Source organism: Pseudomonas ceruminis, from assembly GCF_021602025.1.
In the GTDB taxonomy this organism is placed as follows: Bacteria; Pseudomonadota; Gammaproteobacteria; order Pseudomonadales; family Pseudomonadaceae; genus Aquipseudomonas; species Aquipseudomonas ceruminis.
Map to the genome: position 1 here is coordinate 1 of NZ_BQHW01000048.1, position 22771 is coordinate 22771.

Consider the following 22771-nt stretch of genomic DNA (forward strand, 5'->3'; position numbering starts at 1 on the left):
TTTCTCGGTCACTTGCTTGACCGCTTCGATCTTGAATTCTTCGGGGTAACGCTGACGACTCATGGCACCTCCTATTTGGGCCTCATTATGAGGCTTGGAGGTGTCTACGAAACCAGGGGCGATTCAGACTTACACTCAGGAAGATCCTGATGCTAGAGGCAAAGCGAGCAGTATGCAACAGCAACACACCCACTCGGGTGGGGGCATCGCCCGACTGGGCGGCTCCGCGATCACAACTCAACAGGGATGAAAGCTACTTCAGGTCCAGTAATAAGGTGCTAGGGTACTCAAGGTCGGTACTGTGATGCAGTTGAGAGCTGCGCTTATGAACGCGGAGCGCTAGCCCTGCCTCTAGCCCGCCATCTATGAAAAAACGATACCTCTAACAGATGCATCGCCGCTATATTGATGGCAAACGGGCATCACTTGGCGGTACAGGCATTGGAAGACCTAGCGACAAAAATTCTGCCCTTGGTTCAGATGTTGATACCAGGCTTCATCACTACCATGATTTTTTACTGGCTGGCCGACGTAAAAAAGCCAGGTCAGTTTGAGCGTACGGTACAGGCGCTGATTGGTACCGGCATCATCACCATCATCGTGTCAGGAATTTCAAAGGTCCTGCTGTGGATGGGTGACCATTGGTTCGATATTGGTTTATGGACCACAGACGTAGAGAGCGCGTGGGGGATCGCACTCGCGGTATGCCTAGGCTTGGGACTGTCATACGCGTCCAACCATGACTATCTATACGGGATTGCCAGGCAGCTTGGACTCACATCACGTGCCTCATACCCGGAATGGGTCTACGCATTTCGCAAGCGATCTGGGCATAGCGTAGTGTTGACTCTGCTGGATGGCCGACGCCTCTTCGGATACCCCCAAGTGTGGCCAACTGATCCCGCCACAGGCCATTTTCTGATTACACAGCCGTGCTGGCTAGATGAGCAGGACGAATGGGTCGAAATGCCGGGAATTGAGAGTTATTTAGTCTCAAATTCCGACGTTTTGATGGTTGAGTTCCTTGAGCTACAGGAGACAACGAATGACCAGTAAGAGCGACACAAACAAAAAGCATGTGGTGGAGCGAGTCAGTAACGAGGGGATGAATGTTAGCCCGCCAGCACCAGTTAACGTTCGCCCCGCTACACCACCGCCTTCGCCGCCTAAAGCGCCCAACAAGTAGAGGTGACCAATGTACGAAGAAAGAGGGATATCGCCACAGCCACGCCGGCCAAGCGGCAGCGAGCCACAGCGTCCCAGTCCGGTAAGCCAGCGGCCATCCACCCCACCTAAAGCCCCGCCCGCCCCTCCACGTCGGAACGGATGACGCGCTTAGCTCTCCACCCTGTGCCAGCCCGGGTTAATCGCTACTCCAAATCACTCTATGTAAGGATTCAGCATGTCGAATCATGCAGGAAAGCCCACCTCAGTCAACGGTGGAGTGAGCAAAGAGACAACGAGCCAGCGCCCTGCAACTCCACCAAAGGCGCCGCCTCCCGCGCCTAAGAAAAAGTAGGGTTCAACGGCGACGCAGGAAACAAGCGCGAATCGGGTAGAATTGCTCGACTCCGCAGCAGGCGTTCCTGCTGCGCCGTTACCCCCTAAAGGACGCAGTCGGCGTAATTGTAGGTGGTAAGCTGGACACGATTTGGATGATCCCATCTACGATGTTTTTTGCCATTCGCTGAGATACTTCTGCGTCACCCCTCGAATGAACGATGCTGTTCCTGATGTGTACCCACTCGTGCAGTCTAGGGAGCCACTCAGATTGGATTACGCTTTGGCTAACAGCATTTTTTATCATTCCCAGCAGCGACTGGTGATTTGGCCTTGTCGCACTGTCCTCGTCTCTGTATCGCATCACGCTCCGCAGTTCACCCTCAAGATAGGTAACCGCCGATACGATCGCCGCACGGTACTCCCTTACCCTCAGAAGCCGGCGGGCCTCATCCAATTGAGAGTTACGATCTGATGGAAGCTCCCTTTCCAGGGTTGTAATCAGATCTAGGGCGAAATCTTCTGACTCAGAGGTCAGCAGATCAGGCCGATAAATCACCGTGACGTCCTCCAGAGCAAGAGGCAACTGCTGACCTTTCCTCATCACTACAATCAGTTTGAGCGACCTGCCCTTCTCCTTCCTCGACGCCGCGCGACTGATCGCCATCTTCAATTCAACCATTGTCCAGTTGGACGACAGATCAATGACCATTGCAATCGACCGGTCGATGAGTGCGTCCAGCTTCGCGATAACCATATCCCCTGGGGAAATCACTCCGTCAGCCGTAATCGGGACAAGGTTGATATCCTCCAAGGCGGGAAATACCTGGTCTTTGTAGAAAGGCAGGACTTCCAACGGCAGCGAGAAGAAGCAAAGCCGCGATGGCGCTGACCGTGGTAGCGACAGTTCTTGCATCGTCCGCTCTTCAGTCGGCTTCATCACGGTGAAAGCTTCATCCCTGAGAAGCTCTCGCAGCTCATCAAAAGCTGCCGCTAGGATTTCACCGTACTTGTCTCGTGTGCCCGGCAGATTGATCACCTTTACCCCGCGGCGCTCGAACCGCGAAATATCGGACTGATTCGCGCCTAAAACGATCGTGTAGGCAAATCGTCTGGTGCGCCCCAGGCGCTGCGATACCACATGCCAAATCTGCCGGAAATCTGGATCGTCGAGACTGTACCCGACCAATACCGCAGTCTTGGTGATCAGCAAATTCGCGAGGTAGGTTGCGAACAGCGGATAGTTCGCGAGAAAGCCGTCGTAGTCAGCCTCCGTGACCACCATCCTTCTCGGATGGTGAAGGTCGCCATGGAGCTTGAGCAGGTTCACACCGGCCTTGGATGAATTCAGCGACAGCTGCTCCTCTTCAAGGATCGGATAAACAACATTGGGCCCAAGCCGGTACTCCTGCTCCAGCAAAAAATCGAAATTCGTTGTGCAGACGATATCGAACGGGATGGAGCAGAAGCTCTTGTGCGCTGCCCCGGGCTGGGCTTCGTGGATCAGCAACACTTGTGTGAGCTTGTCCATCAGCCTCGCCCGGCCCAGCTCATGCTCGTAAGCAGAAATCGCGTCGAGGGCCCCACTGGAATTGAAGTCAATAAGATCGTCTTCGAGAAGCTTACCTAGCTCCCCCCAAAGCGGAGGTCTCTGACCTGACGTGACATGGGCATTCAAGGACATACCGGCCCCGATGATTGGCAGCCATCTGCCGTTTACGAGGTCGTCGAGGACAGGCTTGGGAAAGTACTTGAGGTAGGTTGTGGTCACTGCTAGATCCCTCTTGAGCAGCGCCGGACAATATCAGTAATGGCACTGGGATGCCACGCTCCCATGCCTCAGCAGCCTGGTTAAAAGAGGGAAAAATCTCATTGGCAGAAGTCTACATAAGTTTGAAATCCTGAATCGCCCCGAACTCGTTAGGAAGACATCAATGCCTATGTGACTGCTACGCTGCAGCCCGGCCATATCACCGCGATGCTCGAAGATACGAGCTACCGCTGCTGGGTAGTGGAGTCCGATTCCAAGGTGCAAGGCATCGCGATGTTGGATCTGCATCCGGAGCCTATTGGCGTTGAAGCAGCCGACGCCGCTCAGACAGCTGAGCTTAAGCGATGCTATATCTACCCAGCCCTTCATGGCACAGGCGCAGCAAGTGCTTTGGTCGAGCAAGCCATTGCCAGCTATCACGGAGCGTTCAGGTTAACAGTTGCTGATCAGAACCTTCGGGCACAGGCGTTCTATAAAAAACATGGTTTTGTCGTGGTGGGTGAAACGCAATTTTTATGTGGAACTGACGTACACCGAGACCTGGTAATGCTACGCCTACCGCCCAAGCAATAGTCTATAGTCGCGCCATTCGATCGTTTGCTCCCAACGCAATCCCGACGAGGGCATAATGACATTTCTACTTAGCCGCCATAGCGACATCTCTACTTAGCCTTGACAAATGAACATGGGGACCCGTGCGAGTCTCAATTCGCACGACGTGCCGCCTATGTGTCGTTTCGACAGCATGTCCAACGACTGCGCGTGAGAACCATCGATCAGGTCGCCGATGGGGTAAAACATATCGAGCGGCTGATGCCTGCAAATCTCTCAGAAATCCTGGCAAGTTGCTGGGATGGTTCAGTGACGTGCCATGCAGCAACCCCAAGATGGCCCAACTGCAGGCAGCGAAACTCATTTCGCAGGGAAATCTCTGGCGTCTTGCTTCTCAGGGTATATTCGCCGCCCAGCAGTCTCTGCTTGATCGCCCGATAGCCCAGCTCAATTTCCCAGCGTTGACTGGAAAGGTCGACGATCTCCCCACCCGGAAAGCGCAGCGGGTCGACCATCGAAGTCAGTACGCTTACCATTTTTCCCTTGATCATCTTGCGCAACAACCGCGCTCGCATTTCGAGCGGACGACAGGTGGTATGTGGTCGGTAAATACATAGCGGCCATACTGTAAGCCCGAGTAGGCGGGTCTTTGGGCTGACGCCCGGCGATATCGTCAGGGCGTCAGATCCATACAGCCGTTCGATCAGGCTGCCGGCTTCAGAATGACCTTTGTCCAACCCTCATCTCGCGCATCGAAATGCTTGTACGCATCGGGCCCTTCCGCCAATTTCAGGCTGTGAGAGATGATCTGCGAAGGCTTGGCGCGGTCGTGCTGGATCAGCTCCGCGAGCCTGCGGTTATAGGCTTTGACGTTGGCTTGCCCGGTGCGTATCTGCTGGCCCTTGAACCAGAACGCGCCGAAATCGAAGGCCATTTTACCTTCCTTCGCCAGTTCATTTTTCGCGCCCGGATCCTGAGGAACAAACACCCCGACGACGCCGATGCCACCCGTGGCCTTGGTGGAAGCTACCAGGTTGTTCATCGTCAGGTGATTGACCTCATGGCCGTGTTTGTCACAGCACTGGTACCCCACACACTCACAACCTCGATCAGTGCCTTTGCCGTGAGTCAGGTTGAGGATCTGATCAACCGCCTCTTTCTCCAGCGAGTTGATTGGCGTGGCCCCCATCTGCGCGGCCAATTTCAATCGATCCGGATGGTTGTCGACCACGAACACTTGCGAGGCGCCTTTGATCATCGCGGCATGAGCTGCCATCAGGCCCACTGGCCCTGCACCGTAAATGGCGATGCTTTCACCCGGCATCAGGCCAGCCAGTTCAGTGGCATGCCATCCGGTGGGGAATATGTCTGACAGCATGACGTAGTCGTTTTCTTTCTCTTGCGCATCCTCTGGCAGCACCAGGCAATTGAAGTCCGCATATGGCACACGCAGCAGTTCTGCTTGACCACCCTGGTATGAGCCCATATCGGCAAACCCGTAAGCAGCACCAGCACTGCCGGGGTTGGCCGTGAGGCAGAAACCGGTCAAACCTTTTTCACAGTTTTCGCAGAAACCGCAGCCGATATTAAATGGCAAACAGACGCGATCACCTACCTTGATGCGATCTACGCCGGCGCCGACTTCGATGACTTCTCCGAGGTTCTCGTGACCGAAAACACGTCCCGTCTCCATCGAGGTGCGGCCCTCGTACATATGCAGGTCAGAGCCGCAGATATTGGTAGTGGTGATGCGCACTACGGCGTCGGTAGGTTTTTCGATCTTGGCGTCTGGGACATTTTGCACGCTGACGTCGCGTGGCCCGTTGTAAACGATGGCCTTCATTAGACTCTCCTGTTCAAGCGACGATGAGGGGGGGTCGTCTGCTTACAGGACATCTGTCTAGTTCTACGAACGTATGTTCCACAAATCGAGCTATGACCAGACGAGTGGTGATGCCGTCGCCCGCGCGTGGCGGCCCTTGAATTTGCAGCTCGTGACGAAATTAGACAGTTGAACGCCATAGGAGCAATATGGCTACGACACCCCTGTCAATCAGCGCCTCACGTCCCTCATGAGCGCCCTGATGCACTGGCCAATTACCGCTCGCGCAACGTTGGCTGCCGTCCCCACCACGCTGTGCACCAGACCTGACTCGGCATCCGCGCCGATGTGAGCCTTCATGCCGAAGTAATACTGATTGCCCTTCTTGGTCTGGTGCATTTCCGGGTCACGCTTACCGTCCTTGTTCTTGGTCGAACTCGGCGCATGGATCAGCGTGGCAACGACGATGGTGCCCTGGCGCAGCGACAGGCCCCGATCGCCCAGGTAACCATTGATCACCGCCAGAATCCCGGCCGCCAACTCGTGCTTCTCCAGCAGGCGACGGAAATTGAGGATGGTGGTTTCGTCGGGAATACGCTCTAGGTTCAGCCCGGCAAACTGGCGCAAGATTGTGGTCTCGTACAGCGCCTCCTCCATCGCCGGATCGCTGTAGCCGAACCAGTTCTGCATCAAATGTACGCGCAGCATCGCCATCAGCTGATACGCCGGACGACCACCTTCACCCTTGGGGTAGTGCGGCTCGATCAGGGCAATCAAACCCTTCCAGGGTACGACCCGATCCATCTCGATCAGGAACAGTTCCTTCCGGGTTTGCTTGCGCTTACCGGCGTACTCGACGTCGGCGAAGGTCATTTGCTTCATCGGGAAACTCGGGCAACGGGATCGGCGTATTTCACCAGATTCGAGAAGTCTTTTTCAGACCATCCCTAGGGTACCTAGAAACAACATCAAAGGAATGCTGGGCCATGACGAAAACTATCGTAGCCGCTGTACTGTCAGCCGTTGCACTGTCTACTTCAGCAGCAGAAATCTCCGGCTCGATTGGCGCTACGAATCAAGGCGGCTTAACGGCACGTGCCGGCATTGGTGTCGAATGGGAAAAGAGTTGGTTCCAGTCTGACACTGGACACCTGACAGGCTACTGGGATGCCGGATACACCTATTGGGAAGCAGGCGATGAGGCAGGCGGAGCCCACTCCCTCTCCTTCGCCCCAGTGTTCATCTACGAGTTCGCCGGGAGCGACATAAAGCCCTTCATCGAAGTCGGCATTGGTGTCGCGCTTTTCTCCGGCACCACCGCAGGTGATAGAGAGCTTGGCTCCGCCTTCAACTTCGAAGATCGAATTGGTGCAGGCTTGAAATTCAGCGGTGGGCAACGTATCGGCGTCCGAGCACTGCATTACTCCAACGCCGGCATCAAACAACCCAATGACGGTATCGAATCGTTCGCGCTTTTCTACAGTCAGCAAATCTGAAAGCATCCAGTACGCATTCACTGGCGCAGGGGAAATGCTATCTGGCCAGGGCCAATAATATGTAAGCCTGAATAGCCGCAATTATCGACGCTGGCGATGGCGATAAGCGAAAGGTTTTAGCCACCCCGCCAGAATCCCCCTATTTCTCTGCTAGGAGCTTGCAAAAAAACGCTTACGCAGACTCACTTTCGCGCAAGTGCTCCAAGAATAACCTCGCTGCAACCGTTAATGCCAATTGTGATCTGACGCACACGCTGAGTTCGCGAGAAGCCCACGCTTCCTCTAGGTTGACTACCTTCGCTCCGTCCATCCTGTAAATCGCCGCACTCCCCTCTGGCATGATGCCAATGCCCAGACCCGCCTGAATCATTAGGCACAAGGCGTCATAGCTGGACACCTCCATGCGGATTTTAAGCGAGCGCCCCAGGTCATTGGCTGCTTTGATCAACTGAAAATTAAGATGAGTACCGCTGCGCAAGGCGATGTATTCGTGATCCAGGGTTTCGCTGAACCTGACGGATTGTCTTGCTGCGAGTGGATGTCCGAGGGGGATTAGTAACACCAGGCGATCATTACGAAACGGGAAAACTTCGATGTCAGCGCCGTGGGGCAGGCGGGTGAAGATACCGATGTCGGCGCGGTTTTCGGCAACGGCTTTGGTGATAGCCAGGCTTTGTTTTTCTTCGAACCTGACGTTGATCAGTGGGTACTGCTCCATGAATGACTTGATGAGGTCAGGCAGGAATTGCGTGATGGCGGAAATGTTGGCCAGAACGTGCACCGAGCCACGGCGGCCATGTGAGAACTCGCGCATCTGCACGATAATTTCATTGAGGTTATTCAGTGCACTGCGGGCCATGAACAGTAGCGATAGGCCGGCGTCAGTCGGGGTAATGCCCTTGTTGGTGCGGTTGAGTAATTTCGAGTCGAGGAGTTCTTCAAGTTCGCTGAGTCGCTTGCTGACTGCCGCCGCCGCGAAGTGTTCGCGTTTGGCGGCAGCCGCGATGGTGCCTTCTTCAACGACGCTGACGAAGAGTCGCAACGAGACCGGATCGAGCTTCATGGATGGTACCGGTTTGGCCTGACAGGCCAGCATAGTACCTTCTCAGGCATCGACTCAGAATGCCCCGGACAATAGATGGCCGGCGTTGGGTACCTGGGCCTTGAGCCCGAGGGTTTTCAGCATCTGATAAACAGTGGCGATTGATGCGGACAACACCGGTTTGTCGAGGCGATCCTGAACCTTCTGGATCGCTGGCAGCGACGGCATTTGCACACAGCAAGACAACACCACCCCATCGGCCTGACCGATGTTCAGCTTGTCGGCATGCGCTACCAGATTCATCGGATCCAGACGACCGACTTCGAGGTTGTCGGACACTTCAAGGCTGATGGAGTCGACCACTTCGATTCCGGCCGCTTCGATATAGTCGATGACTTGTTGGGTCAGTGGTTTCATGTACGGCGTGATGATCGATATTTTTTTGTAGTCGAGCATGTGCAAGCTATCGATCAGTGCACCGGCCGAACTCAGGACTGGGGCGTTCGACTGGTTGGAAGCAACGGTTTTACCCAGTCGATCCTGCGAGACTTTGTGATAGTTGGCCCCCTGGCACATGATCGCCACCAGGCAGGCATAGGCCATGACATCGACTCGCGCATCGCTGAGTTCCAATGCACAACGGTCACTGTCGATGTCCATCTTCTTCAGCTCTTCCGGGCTGACGTGCATCATGCGCATACGCGAAGAGTGGAAGGTAAAGCGCTCTTCTGGAAACAACTCGTAGCGCGAGGTCAGCATGGCCGGGATTTCGGTTTCCATCGTGGTGTTGGAGCTTGGGACGATTTGCCCGATGCGGAAGTTCTTCATGGTCTTGTCCTTTGAAAGGTACGGATCAGTTGCCGCTGGTGAGTTGAACGCCTTTGGTTTCCTGCAACGTGAACACCATGACGGCTGCGATGAGATAGGAAACTGAAGCAAGGGAAATGGTGGCGGTGAAGCCGATAAGGGGGATCAGTACCGGTACCAGCTTGATGCCGGCGATGGCGCCGACCCGCCCGAAGTTGAAGCAGAAACCTGACGCGGTTGATCGGATGCTGGTAGGGAACAATTCCGAGTACCAAGCACCGAAGCCGCTGAAGTAGCCCGTGAAGAAACCGAGCAGGGCGGCCAATGAACCGAGGGTGATGATGTTCTGGGTGGTGAACAGTAACTTGCCTTCGGTCAACGGCATCAGGGTCGCCGAATAGGCGAACACCGGCACCATGATCGCCATGCCACCGAAAAACACTGCGAACGACAGTCGACGACCGATGCTTTCGGCGAGGTAGCCGTAAGCCAGGTAACCGAGCGTGGCACCAATACCGATCCAGATGACGAACACCGGGGCTTGATCGATGCGCACGTTGAGAATGTTCTGCAGGTAAGCCGGCATGAAGGTGGTAATGATCCAATAGCCATACATGCCCAGGATTGAAATGCTCAGGCCCAGCAGCGTCATTTTCAGGTACTGCGGATGAAAGATCTCCATCAGCCGGCCCTTGTTGCTGTTACGACGCATGAACTCGCGGTTGGCCAGCCAGACCGGTGACTCCTTGACGAATAACCCAATGAACAACAGGGTAAAAAAGGACGGAATAGAGGCGTAGATGAACAGATTGCGCCAGGACTCGGGGTTGGCGTCGTCCAGGAAGCTCCAGGCAAAAATCGCTGCCAGAAGGCCGCCGCCCGACCAACCTGTCTGCATCACGGCAAAGGCTTTGGCACGCCCAGCGGACGGCCAGATCTCCGATACCAGCGCGGCAGCAGCAGACCACAATCCACCGACGGCGATGCCAACGCAGAAGCGGAATACGTTGAGCTGCCAAAGGCTATCGGCAAAGCCACAAAGTAAGGTGCCGGTGCCGTAGACAAACACCGAGAGCATCATGGTTTTCTTGCGGCCGATCTTGTCAGAAATATTGCCAAGGAAGAAACCGCCGATACCGGTTGCCAGCAGAAACCAGGCAACGGTAGAAACGACATCGCTCATACCAATGGAGAAAGTCTTCGCGACCGACAGCAGAACAAAACCGAAGACTGTTGCGTCCAGGGCATCAAATAACCAAGCAGCCCAGGAACCACCCAAGGTGGTGTATCGTTGACTGGCAGTCAGCTGGCTGGCGCCATCCACTTCGGAGGTACCGATCGCAGAACCGGCGGTTAGGGTTTTCATGGTTAAACCTCGCGGGACTCTCGTTGTTATTTTTTGAAACTCGCACACCGACGAAGTCGACCGGCAAACGAAGCTCATGTGTGGTCGATGTTAGGAGGGGAAGAAAGCGTCGTATATCAGGCATTCACGATCTTGCCATCGCGGACGGCGATGGCAAATGTAGATCCTTGAAATAGAAGCAAAAAAAGGGATTAGAGGCTTCTGGTGTATATACCCCGCCTCAGCTAGCGCCATCGTCCATGCACCTAGCTCGACCAAGATCCAGAAAGGCAAGCGTGATCCGCAGATGCACCAACCCAAGATGGGCAACCAGTACTACTTCGGCATGAAGGCATATATCAGTGCCGGTGTCGAATCTGGCCTGTGCACAGTGTCCTGGGGACGGCAGCCAACGCGGCGATCAGCCCTCTTCGCCTATAGGAATGCGGCCTCAAGTTTTACGGCAGTAGCTCCTGCATCAGTATGTACAGCGTCTGCTTTATCGGTGTATCGAGCTCCGTCCATGCGAGGCCCAGCGCTGTCTGATGCTCGCCCAGAGCAAGAGGTCTGATAGTGATATTCGGGGGCAAGGCCATGGCCGCTCCCTCGGGTGCCGCGTAGTCTCGCCGCAGCCATTGCCCCCACCATTGCTAGCAGATTGATCGGCTTGGGTTGGCTCGCCGCACCGCTACTCGCCTGCGGCGTGCTAAAAATCATCTACGATCTGACGCTCCTGACCGCGTGTGCCATGTCAGGTTTGAGGGGGATCCCTCATGAATTCACTTTGATATAACAGCGCATCGTCTTGTTTGGCGTCGCACTGATGCTGGCGGTTTCGCTCACCGAAAGCCTGGTTCTGAGGAGTCAGTCAAACCATGGGCTTCTGATTACCCAAAGCGGTAATCACTAGACGCCTGGACAAGAATTCTCTGACCCTTTTCGGAAGCTAATCGCGGCGGGGCAATCGATTGCTCGATACACCGCAGGTTACCCAGGTGAGAGATGCACCCGTTCTAACTATCCCAATCGATTTTCATAAAGAGGTCTCGCATACGTGACGTCCAAATAGGCTCGATTGCTTGAGCATAGGCAAGCTTGCCAAAAATAAAGTTTTTCAGACCCCACGAGTTATCGAACTTACGAGCCTTTCGATGGTTAGACACGCCAACATCCGGCCTTAGCATAAAATGGATATGAGTGCGTACCTCAGCCTTGAACTCTTTTGAAAGCTTAGGCACATGCCCATCCACCAATAGGCCTAAGACAACCTTTCTCGCGCCAGGCGGGATAATTTTAGTTTTACTCTTATTTGGCCACAGCCCATGTGCTCGCATGATTTCATAAATTTCGCGAACAATATTTTCAGCCCCATCTCGGTTAAACGTACCGAAGGAGGAAAACGTAAGATCATCCGCATATCGCGTATAGGCGAGATCTTTGCTATTTGCAAACTCAGCAAGCGAATGATCAAGCGTGCGGGCTACAAGATTTGACAGCAAGGGACTGGTTGCTGCTCCTTGCGGAAGGTGACCAATCGCAACATTCTTGCACGGTAAGTTGCCCATCCCGTCCTTGAAACGATCAGTTTTAACCGGATTGCCCGAAGGACGCACTCGTGTACAAATGCGAGCCAGTTCAAAGGCTACAAGCGCTTGATAGCCCATTTCTCGGAATACGCGATAAACGTCAGGCTCCAAGATCGACTCAAAGAAATTCGTAGCACCCAGCTTGATCATCCACTTGCATCCAGCGTGCATGGCTGCAGCATCGCGCGGGGATGTTTTTTCCTTGTAGGCGTAACTGGCCGGATGCGAGTGAACGTGCATCAGAATATTTTTATGAATCCACCGCTGCATTTTCAGCAACGAAGGATGAGGAGCACAAATATACCTGAATCGGTTTGCGCCGAAGCTAACAACATTTTTTTCAGTTTGAAAACCTTGTAACTCTCAACTCGCTCGCTCCTGGCGGCCACGCCTCTCAGAAATCCGTAGGACACGCCTGCTTCATGGGCCAAGTGCCTCAATGTCAAGATAGGAGACAGTAATGGAAAGTTTGCATGTAGCAGTTGCGCAGTACGCAGCGCATTGTTCAAAACGCCCTTATCGACGTTTTGGTTTAATCCGGCGCTTTTATAGCGCTGAGGGCTCCAGCGATTCATCTACCTTAGATTCCGCCCAGGCGGATGAGCGCCTCGAGACCGCAAGACATACACCAGCGTAAGAGCGAGGCGCTCAACCTCCTGTTCAGCGGGGGTTCTTCCTGTGGATAGCATAACCTGCTTCCTACAGCCTCTAGAGTCTAGAGGATTCTAGATTTCGCTAAGTTGGAGCCCTCAGCTGGGACGGATAGTACTCGACCAGCGGAGCTGCTGTCACCACCTTTGAAGCTGGCGCTGCGCAGAGGCTTGAAACCAGCTTGCGCCCACTATCCGTCATGCGATTTTTTGATGTAATCCAGTCGAAGTCCCCGGTCACGGAGATATGTCACTTACGCGTACCCATCAAGCCTTTGAGATTTGCCGCGACCGGCTAGACAAGGATTGGGAACTGACTTTTTGTCGGGTGCTTATTCATCAACGGTCACTTCACCATTGATGAAGGCAGCCTGATCGGGCACCCCATGCATCGGAGCGATGGGTATGCCCGGGGCAGGCATTTCGACTGACCACTAGGAACACCGGCAATGCAGCGCCCGTGCCTCAGGCTCAGGAGACCGGTGACCCCGGCTCTGAGACCTCCTCACGGCGGACAAGGTATTCCAGCAATTGCCGGGCGATAACCGACAGACCTTCGACATCGCGCACACCGATTTTCAGCTCCCGCCGCGCCCAGACATCGGTCAGCGGGATCACCGCGATATCGAGTGCCGACAGGTAGGTACGCGCGACCTTCTCCGGCAGCATGCCGACGCCCATTCCGGTGTGGATCATCCGGCAGATCCCTTCGAAGCTGCGTACCTGGATGCGCATGCGCAGGGACAGGCCCTGCTGCAATGCCGCCTGTTGCAACAGGGTATGCAGGGAAGCGTCCTGCTGTAGGCCGATGAAGTCATAGGCAACGGCATCCCTTAAGGCAAGGCGTTCACACCCGGCCAGCGGATGCTCGCTGGGAGTGACCAGCACCAGTTGGTCATGCCGGTAGCTGTAGACATGAAGATCGCCGGCGGGCACGTGCCCGGCGAAAATGCCGATATCGGTCAGCCCCTCGCTGACGGCGCGCACCGTCTCGCTGCTGATGCGCTCCTCGAGGTCGATCTTGACGTCCGGATGGGCCCGGCAGAAAACACTCAAATCCCCCGGCAGGAATTCAATCACCGCCGAGGTGTTCGCATAGATGCGCACATGCCCCTTGACCCCTTCGCTGAACTCGCTCATATCGGCACTCAACTGGCGAAGGTTGTCCAGCATGTTGCGCGCATGGTGCAGTAAAGCATGCCCGGCTGGCGTCAGCGCGACGCCCTTGTGCTGACGATAGAGCAAGGTGATACCGAGCTGGCTTTCCAAGTCACTGATGCGCTTGCTCACCGCCGCCAAGGCCAGGTGCTCGCGCTCAGCAGCCCGGGTCAGGCTGCGCTCGGCGGCGATGGAGACGAACAGCTTGAGCGTGACGAAATCAATACGGCGCATATAAGGGGCCTCTCTGTTCGGCGAAGCAGGACAGTTCCTTGCCCCAGTTCCAGAGCTTGGTATCGTTCTCCCTTCGCAAAACACGAAGACTGGCTTAGTAATTGATCAATTGTCCACTGCCATTAGCCTGAACCATCCTTCGACTTAAATAACAAACACGATGGTACAAACATGGCAGAACAAATCCAGGGCAGCAGCATGGCGCTGCAAGACCTCAAGGTGGTGGAGATGGGGCAGCTGATCGCTGGCCCCTTCGCCAGTAAGATGCTCGGCGAATTCGGCGCCGAGGTGATCAAGATCGAACCGCCCAAGGTGGGCGACCCGCTGCGCAAGTGGCGCAAGATCAAGGACGGCACCTCGCTCTGGTGGCATGTCCAATCGCGCAACAAGCAATCGATCACCCTCGACCTCCGGGAAGCCGAAGGGCAGGACCTCGCCCGCCGGCTGATCACCGAGGCCGACGTGCTGGTGGAGAACTTCCGCCCCGGCACACTCGAAGCCTGGGGCATGAGCTGGGAGACGCTGTCCGAACTTAACCCGCGGCTAATCATGCTGCGCATTTCCGGTTATGGCCAGACCGGTCCCTACCGGGATCGCCCGGGATTCGGCGTGATTGGCGAGGCCATGGGCGGCCTGCGGCACCTGTCCGGCTATCCCGGCCAGGCGCCGGTGCGCGTCGGGGTCAGCATCGGCGACTCGCTGTCCTCACTCTATGGCGTGATCGGCGTATTGCTCGCTCTGCAGGAGCGCCAGCGCAGCGGTCTGGGGCAGTGCATCGACGTCGCGCTCTACGAGTCAGTATTCGCCATGATGGAAAGCCTAGTGCCCGAGTACGATGCCTTCGGCTATGTACGCGAGCCGGCCGGTAGTGCTCTGCCCGGCATCACCCCATCCAACTCCTATCCCTGCAATGACGGTACCTATGTGCTGATCGCCGGTAACGGCGACAGCATCTACAAGCGCCTGATGGGCCTGATCCACCGTCAGGACCTGGCCGACGACCCCAGTCTGGCGCACAACGATGGCCGCAGCAAGAAGGCCGACGTAATCGACGCGGCGATTGCTGAGTGGACTCGGCGGCGCTCACGCGATGAAGTGCTGCATGCGCTGAACGCGGCGCGAGTGCCGGTTGGCTACCCCTACACCGCCGCCGACATCGCAACGGATCCTCATTACCTGGCACGCCAGATGATCAAGACCGTGCAGACGACTGCCGGCCCTCTCAAGGTGCCTGGGGTACTGCCCAAGCTCAGCCGGACGCCTGGCCGGCTCGGCAGTGGCGGCCCGGAGCTGGGCGAGCACACCGACGACGTGCTGGCCGGACTCGGCCTGAGCCAGTCGCAACGCCAGGCGCTGCGCGAACGCGGCGTCATCTAATCGACAGGCCGCAGCGCCCCATCACCATCAGCAACAGCATCAATCAAAGAGGCCCAGCCATGCCGGCTGGGCTCGACACCCGCCAAAAATAATTACAAGGAATACCGTGTTAACCATGACCATCATTCTGGCAATACTGCTCTGTATTGGTGTCGGCTATTGGCTGAACATCAACATCGGCCTGTTGGCCATTAGTGCCGCCTATCTTATCGCCACCACCATGATGGGAATCAGCGTCAAAGAGCTAGTGACCTACTGGCCGCTGAACCTATTTTTCATCATCTTCGCAGTGACCTTCTTCTTCGGCTTCGTCATCGCCAACGGAACCATGGAGAAGATCGCCAGAAATGCCGTGTTCATGGCTCGCGGCATGCCCAGCATGATTCCCTTTGCGCTGTACGGGCTGGTCCTGTTGGTCGCGGGAATCGGTCCTGGGCATTATGCGGTGTTCGTGTTCCTCTCCCCCTTGGTGATGTCGGTCGCCAGTCGTACCGGCATGAGCCGGCTGCTAGGTGCGATCATCGTCGTCTCAGGCGGCATGGCAACCACCTTCACCAGCATCAGCCTGGGCGGGCGCGTTACCCAGGGCATCCTCGAAAACGCCGGTTATGACGCAGTGACCGCCGCGGACTACACCCACACGCTGCTGGTGGACTCCTTCATCTTCCAGACGCTGGTGTTCCTCGTAGCGTACGTCGTGCTCAAGGGTTATCAGACCGAGAGCCTGGATACCGAGCGCCCGGCTCCTTTCGATGCCCAGCAGCGGCGCACCCTCTGGCTGGTGGCCTTCATCATCGCGCTGATCATCGTGCCCTCGACCATCGCCGCGTTCCTGCCGACTGGCTCGGTATTCGCCACCATCGCCTCGCACATCGATCCGACATTCATCTCGATCATCGGCGTAGTGCTGGCGCTGATTCTGCGAGTGGGTGACGAGAAGGCCGCATTGGCCAAGGTCCCAATGGCAATCATCATCCTGCTGTGCGGCATGGGCATGCTCATCAGCGTGGCTGTCAAGGCCGGCACCATCGCGGCCCTGTCGCAGTGGCTGGCGGCAAACGTCAGCGTGGCGATGGTGCCCTATGCTACCGGCGTATCCGCGAGCGTGATGAGCTTCTTCTCCAGCACACTGGGCGTGGTGATGCCGACGCTGTTCCCCATCGTTCCGAACCTCGCCACCAATGCAGGCCTTAGTCACACCGTGCTGCTGTCGGCCATCGTGCTGTGCTCGTCGCTGACCGGCTTTTCGCCCTTCTCCTCGGGCGGTGCGCTGGCGCTGGCCGGCGTTCAGGAGGAAGCCGAGCGCGGCAAGCTGTTCTACCGCTTATTGCTGGTACCGCTGTTCGGCGTTGCTGGGGTTCTGGTTCTCGTTTTCTTTGGCCTGCTTGGCTGACACCTGGCCGGCAGACCGGACTCGAGACGGCGCCGTCCCAAACGGAAGGGATAGAAGATGACTGCACAAACGCTTTTCGAAAAACTCTGGGCACGCCATGCCGTGCTCGATACCGACGACGGCCAGACGCTGCTGTACGTCGACCTTCACCTCATCAACGAGGTGACCAGCCCTCAAGCTTTCGACGGCCTGCGCCTGAATGAGTTGCAGCCCTGGCGCCCCGGCTCGGTGCTCGCCACCTCCGACCACAACGTGCCGACCAAGGCGCGTGAAGCAGGCATCACAGATGCGGTGGCGCGCCGGCAGGTCGAGGCGCTGGAACGCAACTGCGCCGAGTTCGCCCTGCAATTCTTCGACATGAAGGATGAGCGCCAGGGCATTCTGCACGTGATCGGCCCGGAGCAGGGCATCACCCTGCCGGGCATGACCATCGCTTGTGGCGATTCGCACACCACCACCCACGGCGCCTTCGCGGCCTTGGCATTCGGCATCGGCACGTCGGAGATCGAACACATCCTGGCCACGCAGTGCCTGCTGCTGAAAAAGCTCAAGACACTGCGTATCACCATCGACGGTGTGCTTGCACCCCACGTATCATCCAAAGACTTGGCGCTGGCACTCATTGGCATGATCGGCACCGCCGGCGCGACCGGCTACGCCATCGAGTTCACCGGTGAAACGGTTTCGGCGATGAGCATGGAAGCGCGCATGACCCTCTGCAATCTCGCCATCGAAGCGGGTGCCCGGTGCGCCATGGTCGCCTTCGATGACACCACCTCCAGCTACCTCAAAGGTCGCCCGCTGGCTCCCGCTGGCGAGCAGTGGAATGCCGCCGAGGCGTACTGGCGAACGCTGCACAGTGACCCTGACGCGCGCTTCGATCGCGAACTGCAACTGGATGCGGCCAGCATTCGCCCCCATGTCACCTGGGGAACCTCGCCGGAGATGGCTACCGATGTCGACGGCCAGGTGCCGAATCCCGAGACCGAAACCGATCCGGTCAAACGCCGCGGCATGCAGCAGGCGCTGGAATACATGGGCCTGCAAGCCGGAACGCCGATCCGTGAAATCAGGCTGGACAAGATCTTCATTGGGTCCTGCACCAACTCGCGCCTCGAAGACCTGCGCCTGGCCGCCGGTGTGGTCAAGGGTCGGCGGGTCGCTGACAACATCGTTCAAGCGCTGGTCGTACCGGGCTCGGGCCTGGTGAAGCGGCAAGCAGAAGCCGAAGGTCTGGATCGGATCTTCACCGACGCCGGCTTCGAATGGCGCGACGCGGGATGCTCGATGTGCCTGGGCATGAACGAGGACCGCCTCGGCAAAGGCGAGCGCTGTGCCTCGACCTCCAACCGCAACTTCGAAGGACGGCAGGGCCCCGGCGGGCGCTCTCATCTGGTCAGCCCGGCAATGGCGGCGGCAGCGGCCATCGCCGGCCATTTCACCGATATCAGCGATCTCTGAGGGACGAACATGCAAGCCTTCACCCAACTCGAAAGCACCGTGGTTCCACTGGATCGCTCCAACATCGACACCGACGCGATCCTACCCAAGCAGTTCTTGATGATCATCGAGCGCACCGGCTTCGGCCCGCACCTGTTCGACGAGTGGCGCTACCTCGACCGCGGCGAACCCTACAAGGACTGTTCACAGCGCCCGCTGAACCTGGAGTTTCCACTCAACCAGCCGCGCTACGCCGAGGCCAACATTCTGCTCACCCGGGCCAACTTCGGCTGCGGCTCGAGCCGCGAGCACGCGCCCTGGGCGCTAGCCGACTGGGGTATCCGCGCGATCATCGCGCCGAGCTTCGCTGAGATCTTCTACGGCAACTGCTTCAAGAACGGCCTGCTGCCCATCGTCCTTGACGAGCCGACCATCGACCGTCTGTTCGGCGCTGTGGACGGCACCCCCGGCTACAGCCTGAGTATCGACCTCGAGCAGCAGGAAGTGGTGGAGCCTAATGGCCATGTCAACCGCTTCGAGATCGACGGCTTCCACAAGGAGTGCCTGCTCAAGGGCCTGGACGAGATCGGCCTGACTCTGTTGAAGCGAGAGAACATCCGTCGCTTCGAACAGGCTCGCCGGCATCAGGAGCCCTGGATCTTCACAGGCGCCTGATTGGGCCGCCGAGCAAAAATCATTCCTCCCGGCGCGGGCGAGCCGCAGCAGCCCGCGCGAACCTGATAGGACACGAGATGAACAAACACCTGTATATCCAAGAAGTCGCCACCCGCGACGGATTCCAGATCGAACCCGGCTTCGTCCAAACCGAGGACAAGATTGCCCTCATTGATCGCCTGTCGCAGACCGGCCTGGCGAAGATCGAAGTGACCTCCTTCACTTCGCCCAAGGCTATTCCCAACCTACGCGACGCGGAAGAGGTAATGCTCGGCATCCGCCGCGTGCCGGGTGTCGACTACACCGTGCTGGTGCCCAACGTGAAGGGTTGTGAGCGTGCCCTTTCCTGCGAGGTGGATGAGCTCAATCTGGTGATGTCGGCCAGCAACACCCATGGTCTGGCCAACCTGCGCATGACAGCAGAACAGTCGCTGGCGCAGTTCAGAGAGATCATCGAGGTCACCCGCGGCAGTCGCGTGTTCGTCAACGCCTCGCTGTCCACCACCTTCGGTTGCCCCTTCGAGGGCAAGGTGCCGGAGACGCATGTCCATGAATTGGTCGGCAAGCTGTTCGACATCGGCGTGCACGGTGTGACCCTCTGCGACACCACCGGCATGGCCGATCCGGCACAGGTCGAACGCATCTGCCGGACCGCCCTGGCTCGCTGGCCGGAGGCGTTATTCACCCTGCATTTCCACAATACCCGCGGCATGGGCCTGGCCAACGCCTTGGCGGCGCTGAACGCCGGTATAGATCGCTTCGACGCCTCGCTCGGAGGCCTGGGCGGCTGTCCCTATGCGCCGGGCGCCAGCGGCAATATCTGCACAGAAGACCTGGTGCACATGTTCCAGCGCATGGGCCTCGACACCGGCGTTGATCTCGACCGGCTGCTGCAGGCTGCCCAGACCCTACCTGGCCTAGTGCAGCACGAGGTGCCCGGCCAAGTGCTCAAGGCTGGCAAGGCGGACCGCCGCTATCCGAAGCCGAAGTGGTTGGAGCCCCAGGCCTGAGCGTCTGCTCTCTCCCCCTTCGAAGAGGATGTATCAGCTGGCGTGTAGTCGATTAACGCAGAGAGGGTATCGACATCGGAATGAAGTCACGCTTGGCCCTGAGCCTCAGAGCAGCGTTGCGCCCTTCGCGCGCCCGATCACGTTCCTCCGAAGGGATTCATCGATGCGGGCTGCAACAGCGGTCTTGGGCGCGGTTAGCCGCTCGTTCCGGCAACGGCGTGCTATTTCCGCGCGAACAGTACGGCACTGAGGTGTCCCGCAATTTCATCAGCTCAGTCATCGATGCTGTGATGGAAGAAGTCGGTGCCTGGCAAGCGACGGCCGCTGGAGCCCATGTATCATGGTGATTCCCTTTGGTGCACTACGGCTGAAAAATCCGTGACGAAGGCATGGGCAACCGCCGTGAGGTTTATCGGTAACTGAAAGGACCCATGACATGACCCAGACCGAGAAACACCTTGAGCAACTTCAAGCGCGCATTGCCGAGTTGAAAGCGCAGTATCAGCAGCTGCAAGACAATTACGACGATGCAGTTCTCTTGTGCTCAAGCCTGCTGCGCGCCCTGGTCAACGCTGACTATGGCGACTGTGAGACGCTGGTGAAGCACACCGGCTGCTCGGCTGAGCGCAAGGCCGACGCGCTGCAATACATCATTGAGGTGCGCGCTGGGTATGGCTGAGCGCACTGCGAATAACGCGGGCTATGTTAATTAGCCCCACACCTTGCCCGGGTGTGGGGGCTTTTTGCGCCGGCTGGACGGACTTCAGACTAAATGAGAATTCCTCAAATCGGCATGTCAAGCGATGACCTATTGGCAGGACGGGCAGGTACGGCACACGTTGCTGGATGGTGCGCCAACGACTTGAAGTGCCTGTTATCGGCATCCAGCGCATCGATGGAACCGGTTTCAATGTCGTACACCCAGCCGTGCAAATTCAGCAGGCCTTTTACTTGGGCCAGGCGCACGTTGGCACACGACACAGTTGATCAAAGGAAATTCTGAAAAAGACTTCCTGATTTGGCAAAATCCCAGGACACCAATCGCCGAGCTTTTCGATGATGAAGCAAATGACCTTCGCCGATGCCGAGTACGCCGGTAAGCGCAAGCAAACCCGGAAGGAACTGTTCCTGATCGAGATGGATCGGGTCGTACCCTGGAAGGGTTTGATTGCCCTGATCGAACCTCATTACCCGAAGGGCGAAGGTGGTCGTCCGGCCTATCCGTTGATGGCGATGCTGCGGGTTCATCTAATGCAGAACTGGTTCGGTTACAGCGATCCGGCGATGGAAGAGGCGCTGTACGAGACGACGATCTTGCGCCAGTTTTCCGGTCTGAGCCTGGAGCGAATCCCGGACGAAACCACCATCCTCAACTTCCGTCGTCTGCTGGAAAAACACGCTTGATCAAGGACGCGGGGCATGCCGAACATAAAACCATTTGACATGAAGCTTCTAGATCTCCTCTTCGAAATGGAAGGGGGATACGTTTTGAATTTTTCGAACGCCACCTTCAGCCGGTTCTTTCTCGGGGAGTTAGGGATGGTCTGAAAAAGACTTCCCGAATCTGGTGAAATACGCCGATCCCGTTGCCCGAGTTTCCCGATGAAGCAAATGACTTTCGCCGACGCCGAGTACGCCGGCAAGCGCAAGCAGACCCGCAAAGAGTTGTTCATGATCGAGATGGATCAGGTGGTGCCGTGGAAGGGTTTGATTGCCCTGATCGAGCCGCACTACCCCAAGGGTGAAGGTGGTCGTCCGGCGTATCAGCTGAGGGCGATGCTGCGCGTACATTTGATGCAGAACTGGTTCGGCTACAGCGATCCGGCGATGGAGGAGGCGCTGCACGAGACCACAATCTTGCGCCAGTTTGCCGGGCTGAACCTAGAGCGTATTCCCGACGAAACCACCATCCTCAATTTCCGTCGCCTGCTGGAGAAGCACGAGTTGGCGGCCGGGATTCTGGCGGTGATCAATGGTTACCTGGGCGATCGGGGCCTGTCGCTGCGCCAGGGCACCATCGTCGATGCCACGCTGATCCATGCGCCGAGTTCGACCAAGAACAAGGACGGTAAGCGTGACCCGCAAATGCACCAGACCAAGAAGAGCAATCAGTATTACTTCGGCATGAAGGCTCACATCGGCGCGGATGCCGAGTCAGGTCTGGTGCACAGCGTGGTGGGGACGGCAGCCAACGTTGCTGACGTTACCCAGGTCGACAAACTGCTGCATGGAAAGGAAAACATGGTCGGCGCCGACGCGGGTTACACCGGCGTAGAGAAACGCCCGGAACATGAAGGCCGGGAGGTGATCTGGCAGATTGCGGCCCGCCGCAGTACGTACAAGAAGCTGAGTAAGCGCAGTGCGCTGTACAAAGCCAAGCGCAAGATCGAGAAATCCAAGGCCCAGGTGCGCGCCAAAGTCGAGCACCCGTTCCGGGTGATCAAGCGCCAATTCGGCTACGTGAAGACACGCTTGCGTGGCCTGGCGAAGAACACAGCGCAGTTGGTGACACTGTTCGCGCTGTCGAACCTGTGGATGGCGCGCCGACATTTGCTGACGAATGCAGGAGAGGTGCGTCTGTAATGCGGGAAATGGCCGGCGCGAGGTGCTCGCGCCGGCTATAAATCCGGAAAGAGGGGATGATTTGATCGTTTTTTAGCCGAATCACCGTTTTGAAATCGGCAAGGGCTGGAGTCAGCCAGAAATACCTGACTACTTCAGACCATCCTTAGAGGGTGTAGACAAAATAAAGTAAGCTGCTTGCCCCTTGCCTACACAGCATTGCACCATGCCTAAAACCGGACGCCCGCCCGTAATCGCTGCGGAGCATTACCCTCTGCTGACCAGGCTCGCTCATGCGCAACCCTATTCCAGCCAATCCGAACTGGCGCAGGCATTCCATGCTGAAACGGG

At 57.2% G+C, this 22771-nt stretch carries 16 protein-coding genes and 8 pseudogenes; 14 read left to right on the forward strand and 10 right to left on the reverse strand.

Going from position 1 to position 22771, the window contains the following annotated elements; all coding sequences use genetic code 11:
• Positions 1–426: 426 nt before the first annotated feature.
• Positions 427–1056, forward strand: a complete 630-nt coding sequence (locus L6D80_RS28980) for a DUF6338 family protein (protein WP_236183100.1) — start codon at positions 427–429, stop codon at positions 1054–1056.
• Between the two features lie 541 nt (positions 1057–1597).
• Here the strand turns inward: L6D80_RS28980 and L6D80_RS28985 are convergent.
• Positions 1598–3271, reverse strand: a complete 1674-nt coding sequence (locus L6D80_RS28985) for an SIR2 family NAD-dependent protein deacylase (protein ID WP_009681499.1) — start codon at positions 3269–3271, stop codon at positions 1598–1600.
• Positions 3272–3442: 171 nt separating this feature from the next.
• On the opposite strand from L6D80_RS28985, the gene L6D80_RS28990 reads away from it, so the two are divergent.
• Positions 3443–3844: a GNAT family N-acetyltransferase gene (locus L6D80_RS28990; protein WP_009681500.1), complete on the forward strand. Its 402-nt coding sequence runs from the start codon at positions 3443–3445 to the stop codon at positions 3842–3844.
• 365 nt (positions 3845–4209) lie between these two features.
• On the opposite strand, the pseudogene L6D80_RS30150 reads toward L6D80_RS28990, so the two are convergent.
• The 3 genes and pseudogenes from L6D80_RS30150 to L6D80_RS29005 all read right to left on the reverse strand — a co-directional run.
• A pseudogene (locus L6D80_RS30150) lies at positions 4210–4560 on the reverse strand (transposase); the annotation flags it as partial.
• Positions 4527–5666: a glutathione-independent formaldehyde dehydrogenase gene (locus tag L6D80_RS29000; protein ID WP_009681502.1), complete on the reverse strand. Its 1140-nt coding sequence runs from the start codon at positions 5664–5666 to the stop codon at positions 4527–4529. The gene L6D80_RS29000 and the pseudogene L6D80_RS30150, both read right to left, overlap by 34 nt.
• A 264-nt stretch (positions 5667–5930) precedes the next feature.
• Positions 5931–6527 (reverse strand): annotated as a pseudogene (locus L6D80_RS29005) (IS5-like element ISPst5 family transposase); the annotation flags it as partial.
• A 104-nt stretch (positions 6528–6631) separates the two neighbouring features.
• Between L6D80_RS29005 and L6D80_RS29010 the strand changes: the two are divergent.
• Positions 6632–7141: an acyloxyacyl hydrolase gene (locus tag L6D80_RS29010; protein ID WP_009681914.1), complete on the forward strand. Its 510-nt coding sequence runs from the start codon at positions 6632–6634 to the stop codon at positions 7139–7141.
• Between the two features lie 172 nt (positions 7142–7313).
• On the opposite strand, the gene L6D80_RS29015 is transcribed toward L6D80_RS29010, so the two are convergent.
• Genes L6D80_RS29015 through L6D80_RS29025 form a run of 3 tightly spaced genes read right to left on the reverse strand, consistent with a single transcriptional unit; the run spans position 7314 to position 10434 of the window.
• Complete coding sequence (locus tag L6D80_RS29015; RefSeq protein WP_033690139.1) at positions 7314–8204, reverse strand: LysR family transcriptional regulator; 891 nt, start codon at positions 8202–8204, stop codon at positions 7314–7316.
• Between the two features lie 54 nt (positions 8205–8258).
• Complete coding sequence (locus L6D80_RS29020) at positions 8259–9011, reverse strand: maleate cis-trans isomerase family protein (RefSeq protein ID WP_009681912.1); 753 nt, start codon at positions 9009–9011, stop codon at positions 8259–8261.
• 25 nt (positions 9012–9036) lie between these two features.
• A complete protein-coding gene (locus L6D80_RS29025; protein WP_236183101.1) occupies positions 9037–10434 on the reverse strand; it encodes an MFS transporter in 1398 nt (465 codons plus the stop codon).
• Between the two features lie 148 nt (positions 10435–10582).
• Here L6D80_RS29025 and L6D80_RS29030 point away from each other — a divergent pair.
• Positions 10583–10755, forward strand: a pseudogene (locus L6D80_RS29030) (IS5/IS1182 family transposase); the annotation flags it as partial.
• Positions 10756–11348: 593 nt separating this feature from the next.
• Here the strand turns inward: L6D80_RS29030 and L6D80_RS29035 are convergent.
• Both L6D80_RS29035 and L6D80_RS29040 read right to left on the reverse strand, forming a co-directional pair.
• Positions 11349–12227 (reverse strand): annotated as a pseudogene (locus tag L6D80_RS29035) (reverse transcriptase family protein); the annotation flags it as partial.
• An 815-nt stretch (positions 12228–13042) separates the two neighbouring features.
• Positions 13043–13963, reverse strand: coding sequence for a LysR family transcriptional regulator (locus L6D80_RS29040; protein WP_009681908.1), 921 nt, complete (start codon positions 13961–13963; stop codon positions 13043–13045).
• Between the two features lie 171 nt (positions 13964–14134).
• Between L6D80_RS29040 and L6D80_RS29045 the strand changes: the two genes are divergently transcribed.
• The 7 genes and pseudogenes from L6D80_RS29045 (at position 14135) to L6D80_RS29070 (ending at position 20537) form a co-directional block, all read left to right on the forward strand.
• A complete protein-coding gene (locus L6D80_RS29045) occupies positions 14135–15340 on the forward strand; it encodes a CaiB/BaiF CoA transferase family protein (RefSeq protein ID WP_016487073.1) in 1206 nt (401 codons plus the stop codon).
• A gap of 115 nt (positions 15341–15455) precedes the next feature.
• Positions 15456–16733, forward strand: coding sequence for an SLC13 family permease (locus L6D80_RS29050; RefSeq protein ID WP_009681906.1), 1278 nt, complete (start codon positions 15456–15458; stop codon positions 16731–16733).
• Between the two features lie 57 nt (positions 16734–16790).
• Complete coding sequence (gene leuC / locus L6D80_RS29055; RefSeq protein ID WP_009681905.1) at positions 16791–18194, forward strand: 3-isopropylmalate dehydratase large subunit; 1404 nt, start codon at positions 16791–16793, stop codon at positions 18192–18194.
• A 9-nt stretch (positions 18195–18203) separates the two neighbouring features.
• Complete coding sequence (leuD, locus tag L6D80_RS29060; RefSeq protein WP_016487072.1) at positions 18204–18848, forward strand: 3-isopropylmalate dehydratase small subunit; 645 nt, start codon at positions 18204–18206, stop codon at positions 18846–18848.
• A 77-nt stretch (positions 18849–18925) separates the two neighbouring features.
• Positions 18926–19858 carry a hydroxymethylglutaryl-CoA lyase gene (locus L6D80_RS29065; RefSeq protein ID WP_009681902.1) on the forward strand — a complete coding sequence of 311 codons (933 nt, stop codon included), beginning with the start codon at positions 18926–18928 and terminating at the stop codon, positions 19856–19858.
• Positions 19859–20082: 224 nt separating this feature from the next.
• Positions 20083–20271: pseudogene (locus tag L6D80_RS30450) on the forward strand (transposase); the annotation flags it as partial.
• Positions 20272–20294: 23 nt separating this feature from the next.
• Complete coding sequence (locus tag L6D80_RS29070; protein WP_009681901.1) at positions 20295–20537, forward strand: hypothetical protein; 243 nt, start codon at positions 20295–20297, stop codon at positions 20535–20537.
• Between the two features lie 104 nt (positions 20538–20641).
• Here the strand turns inward: L6D80_RS29070 and L6D80_RS30155 are convergent.
• A pseudogene (locus L6D80_RS30155) lies at positions 20642–20827 on the reverse strand (hypothetical protein); the annotation flags it as partial.
• 90 nt (positions 20828–20917) lie between these two features.
• On the opposite strand from L6D80_RS30155, the pseudogene L6D80_RS29075 reads away from it, so the two are divergent.
• From L6D80_RS29075 to L6D80_RS29085, 3 genes and pseudogenes are all read left to right on the forward strand, one after another.
• Positions 20918–21256: pseudogene (locus L6D80_RS29075) on the forward strand (IS5/IS1182 family transposase); the annotation flags it as partial.
• Between the two features lie 204 nt (positions 21257–21460).
• Positions 21461–22441, forward strand: coding sequence for an IS5 family transposase (locus tag L6D80_RS29080; protein WP_016487069.1), 981 nt, complete (start codon positions 21461–21463; stop codon positions 22439–22441).
• A 205-nt stretch (positions 22442–22646) separates the two neighbouring features.
• Positions 22647–22771, forward strand: a pseudogene (locus L6D80_RS29085) (IS5/IS1182 family transposase); the annotation flags it as partial.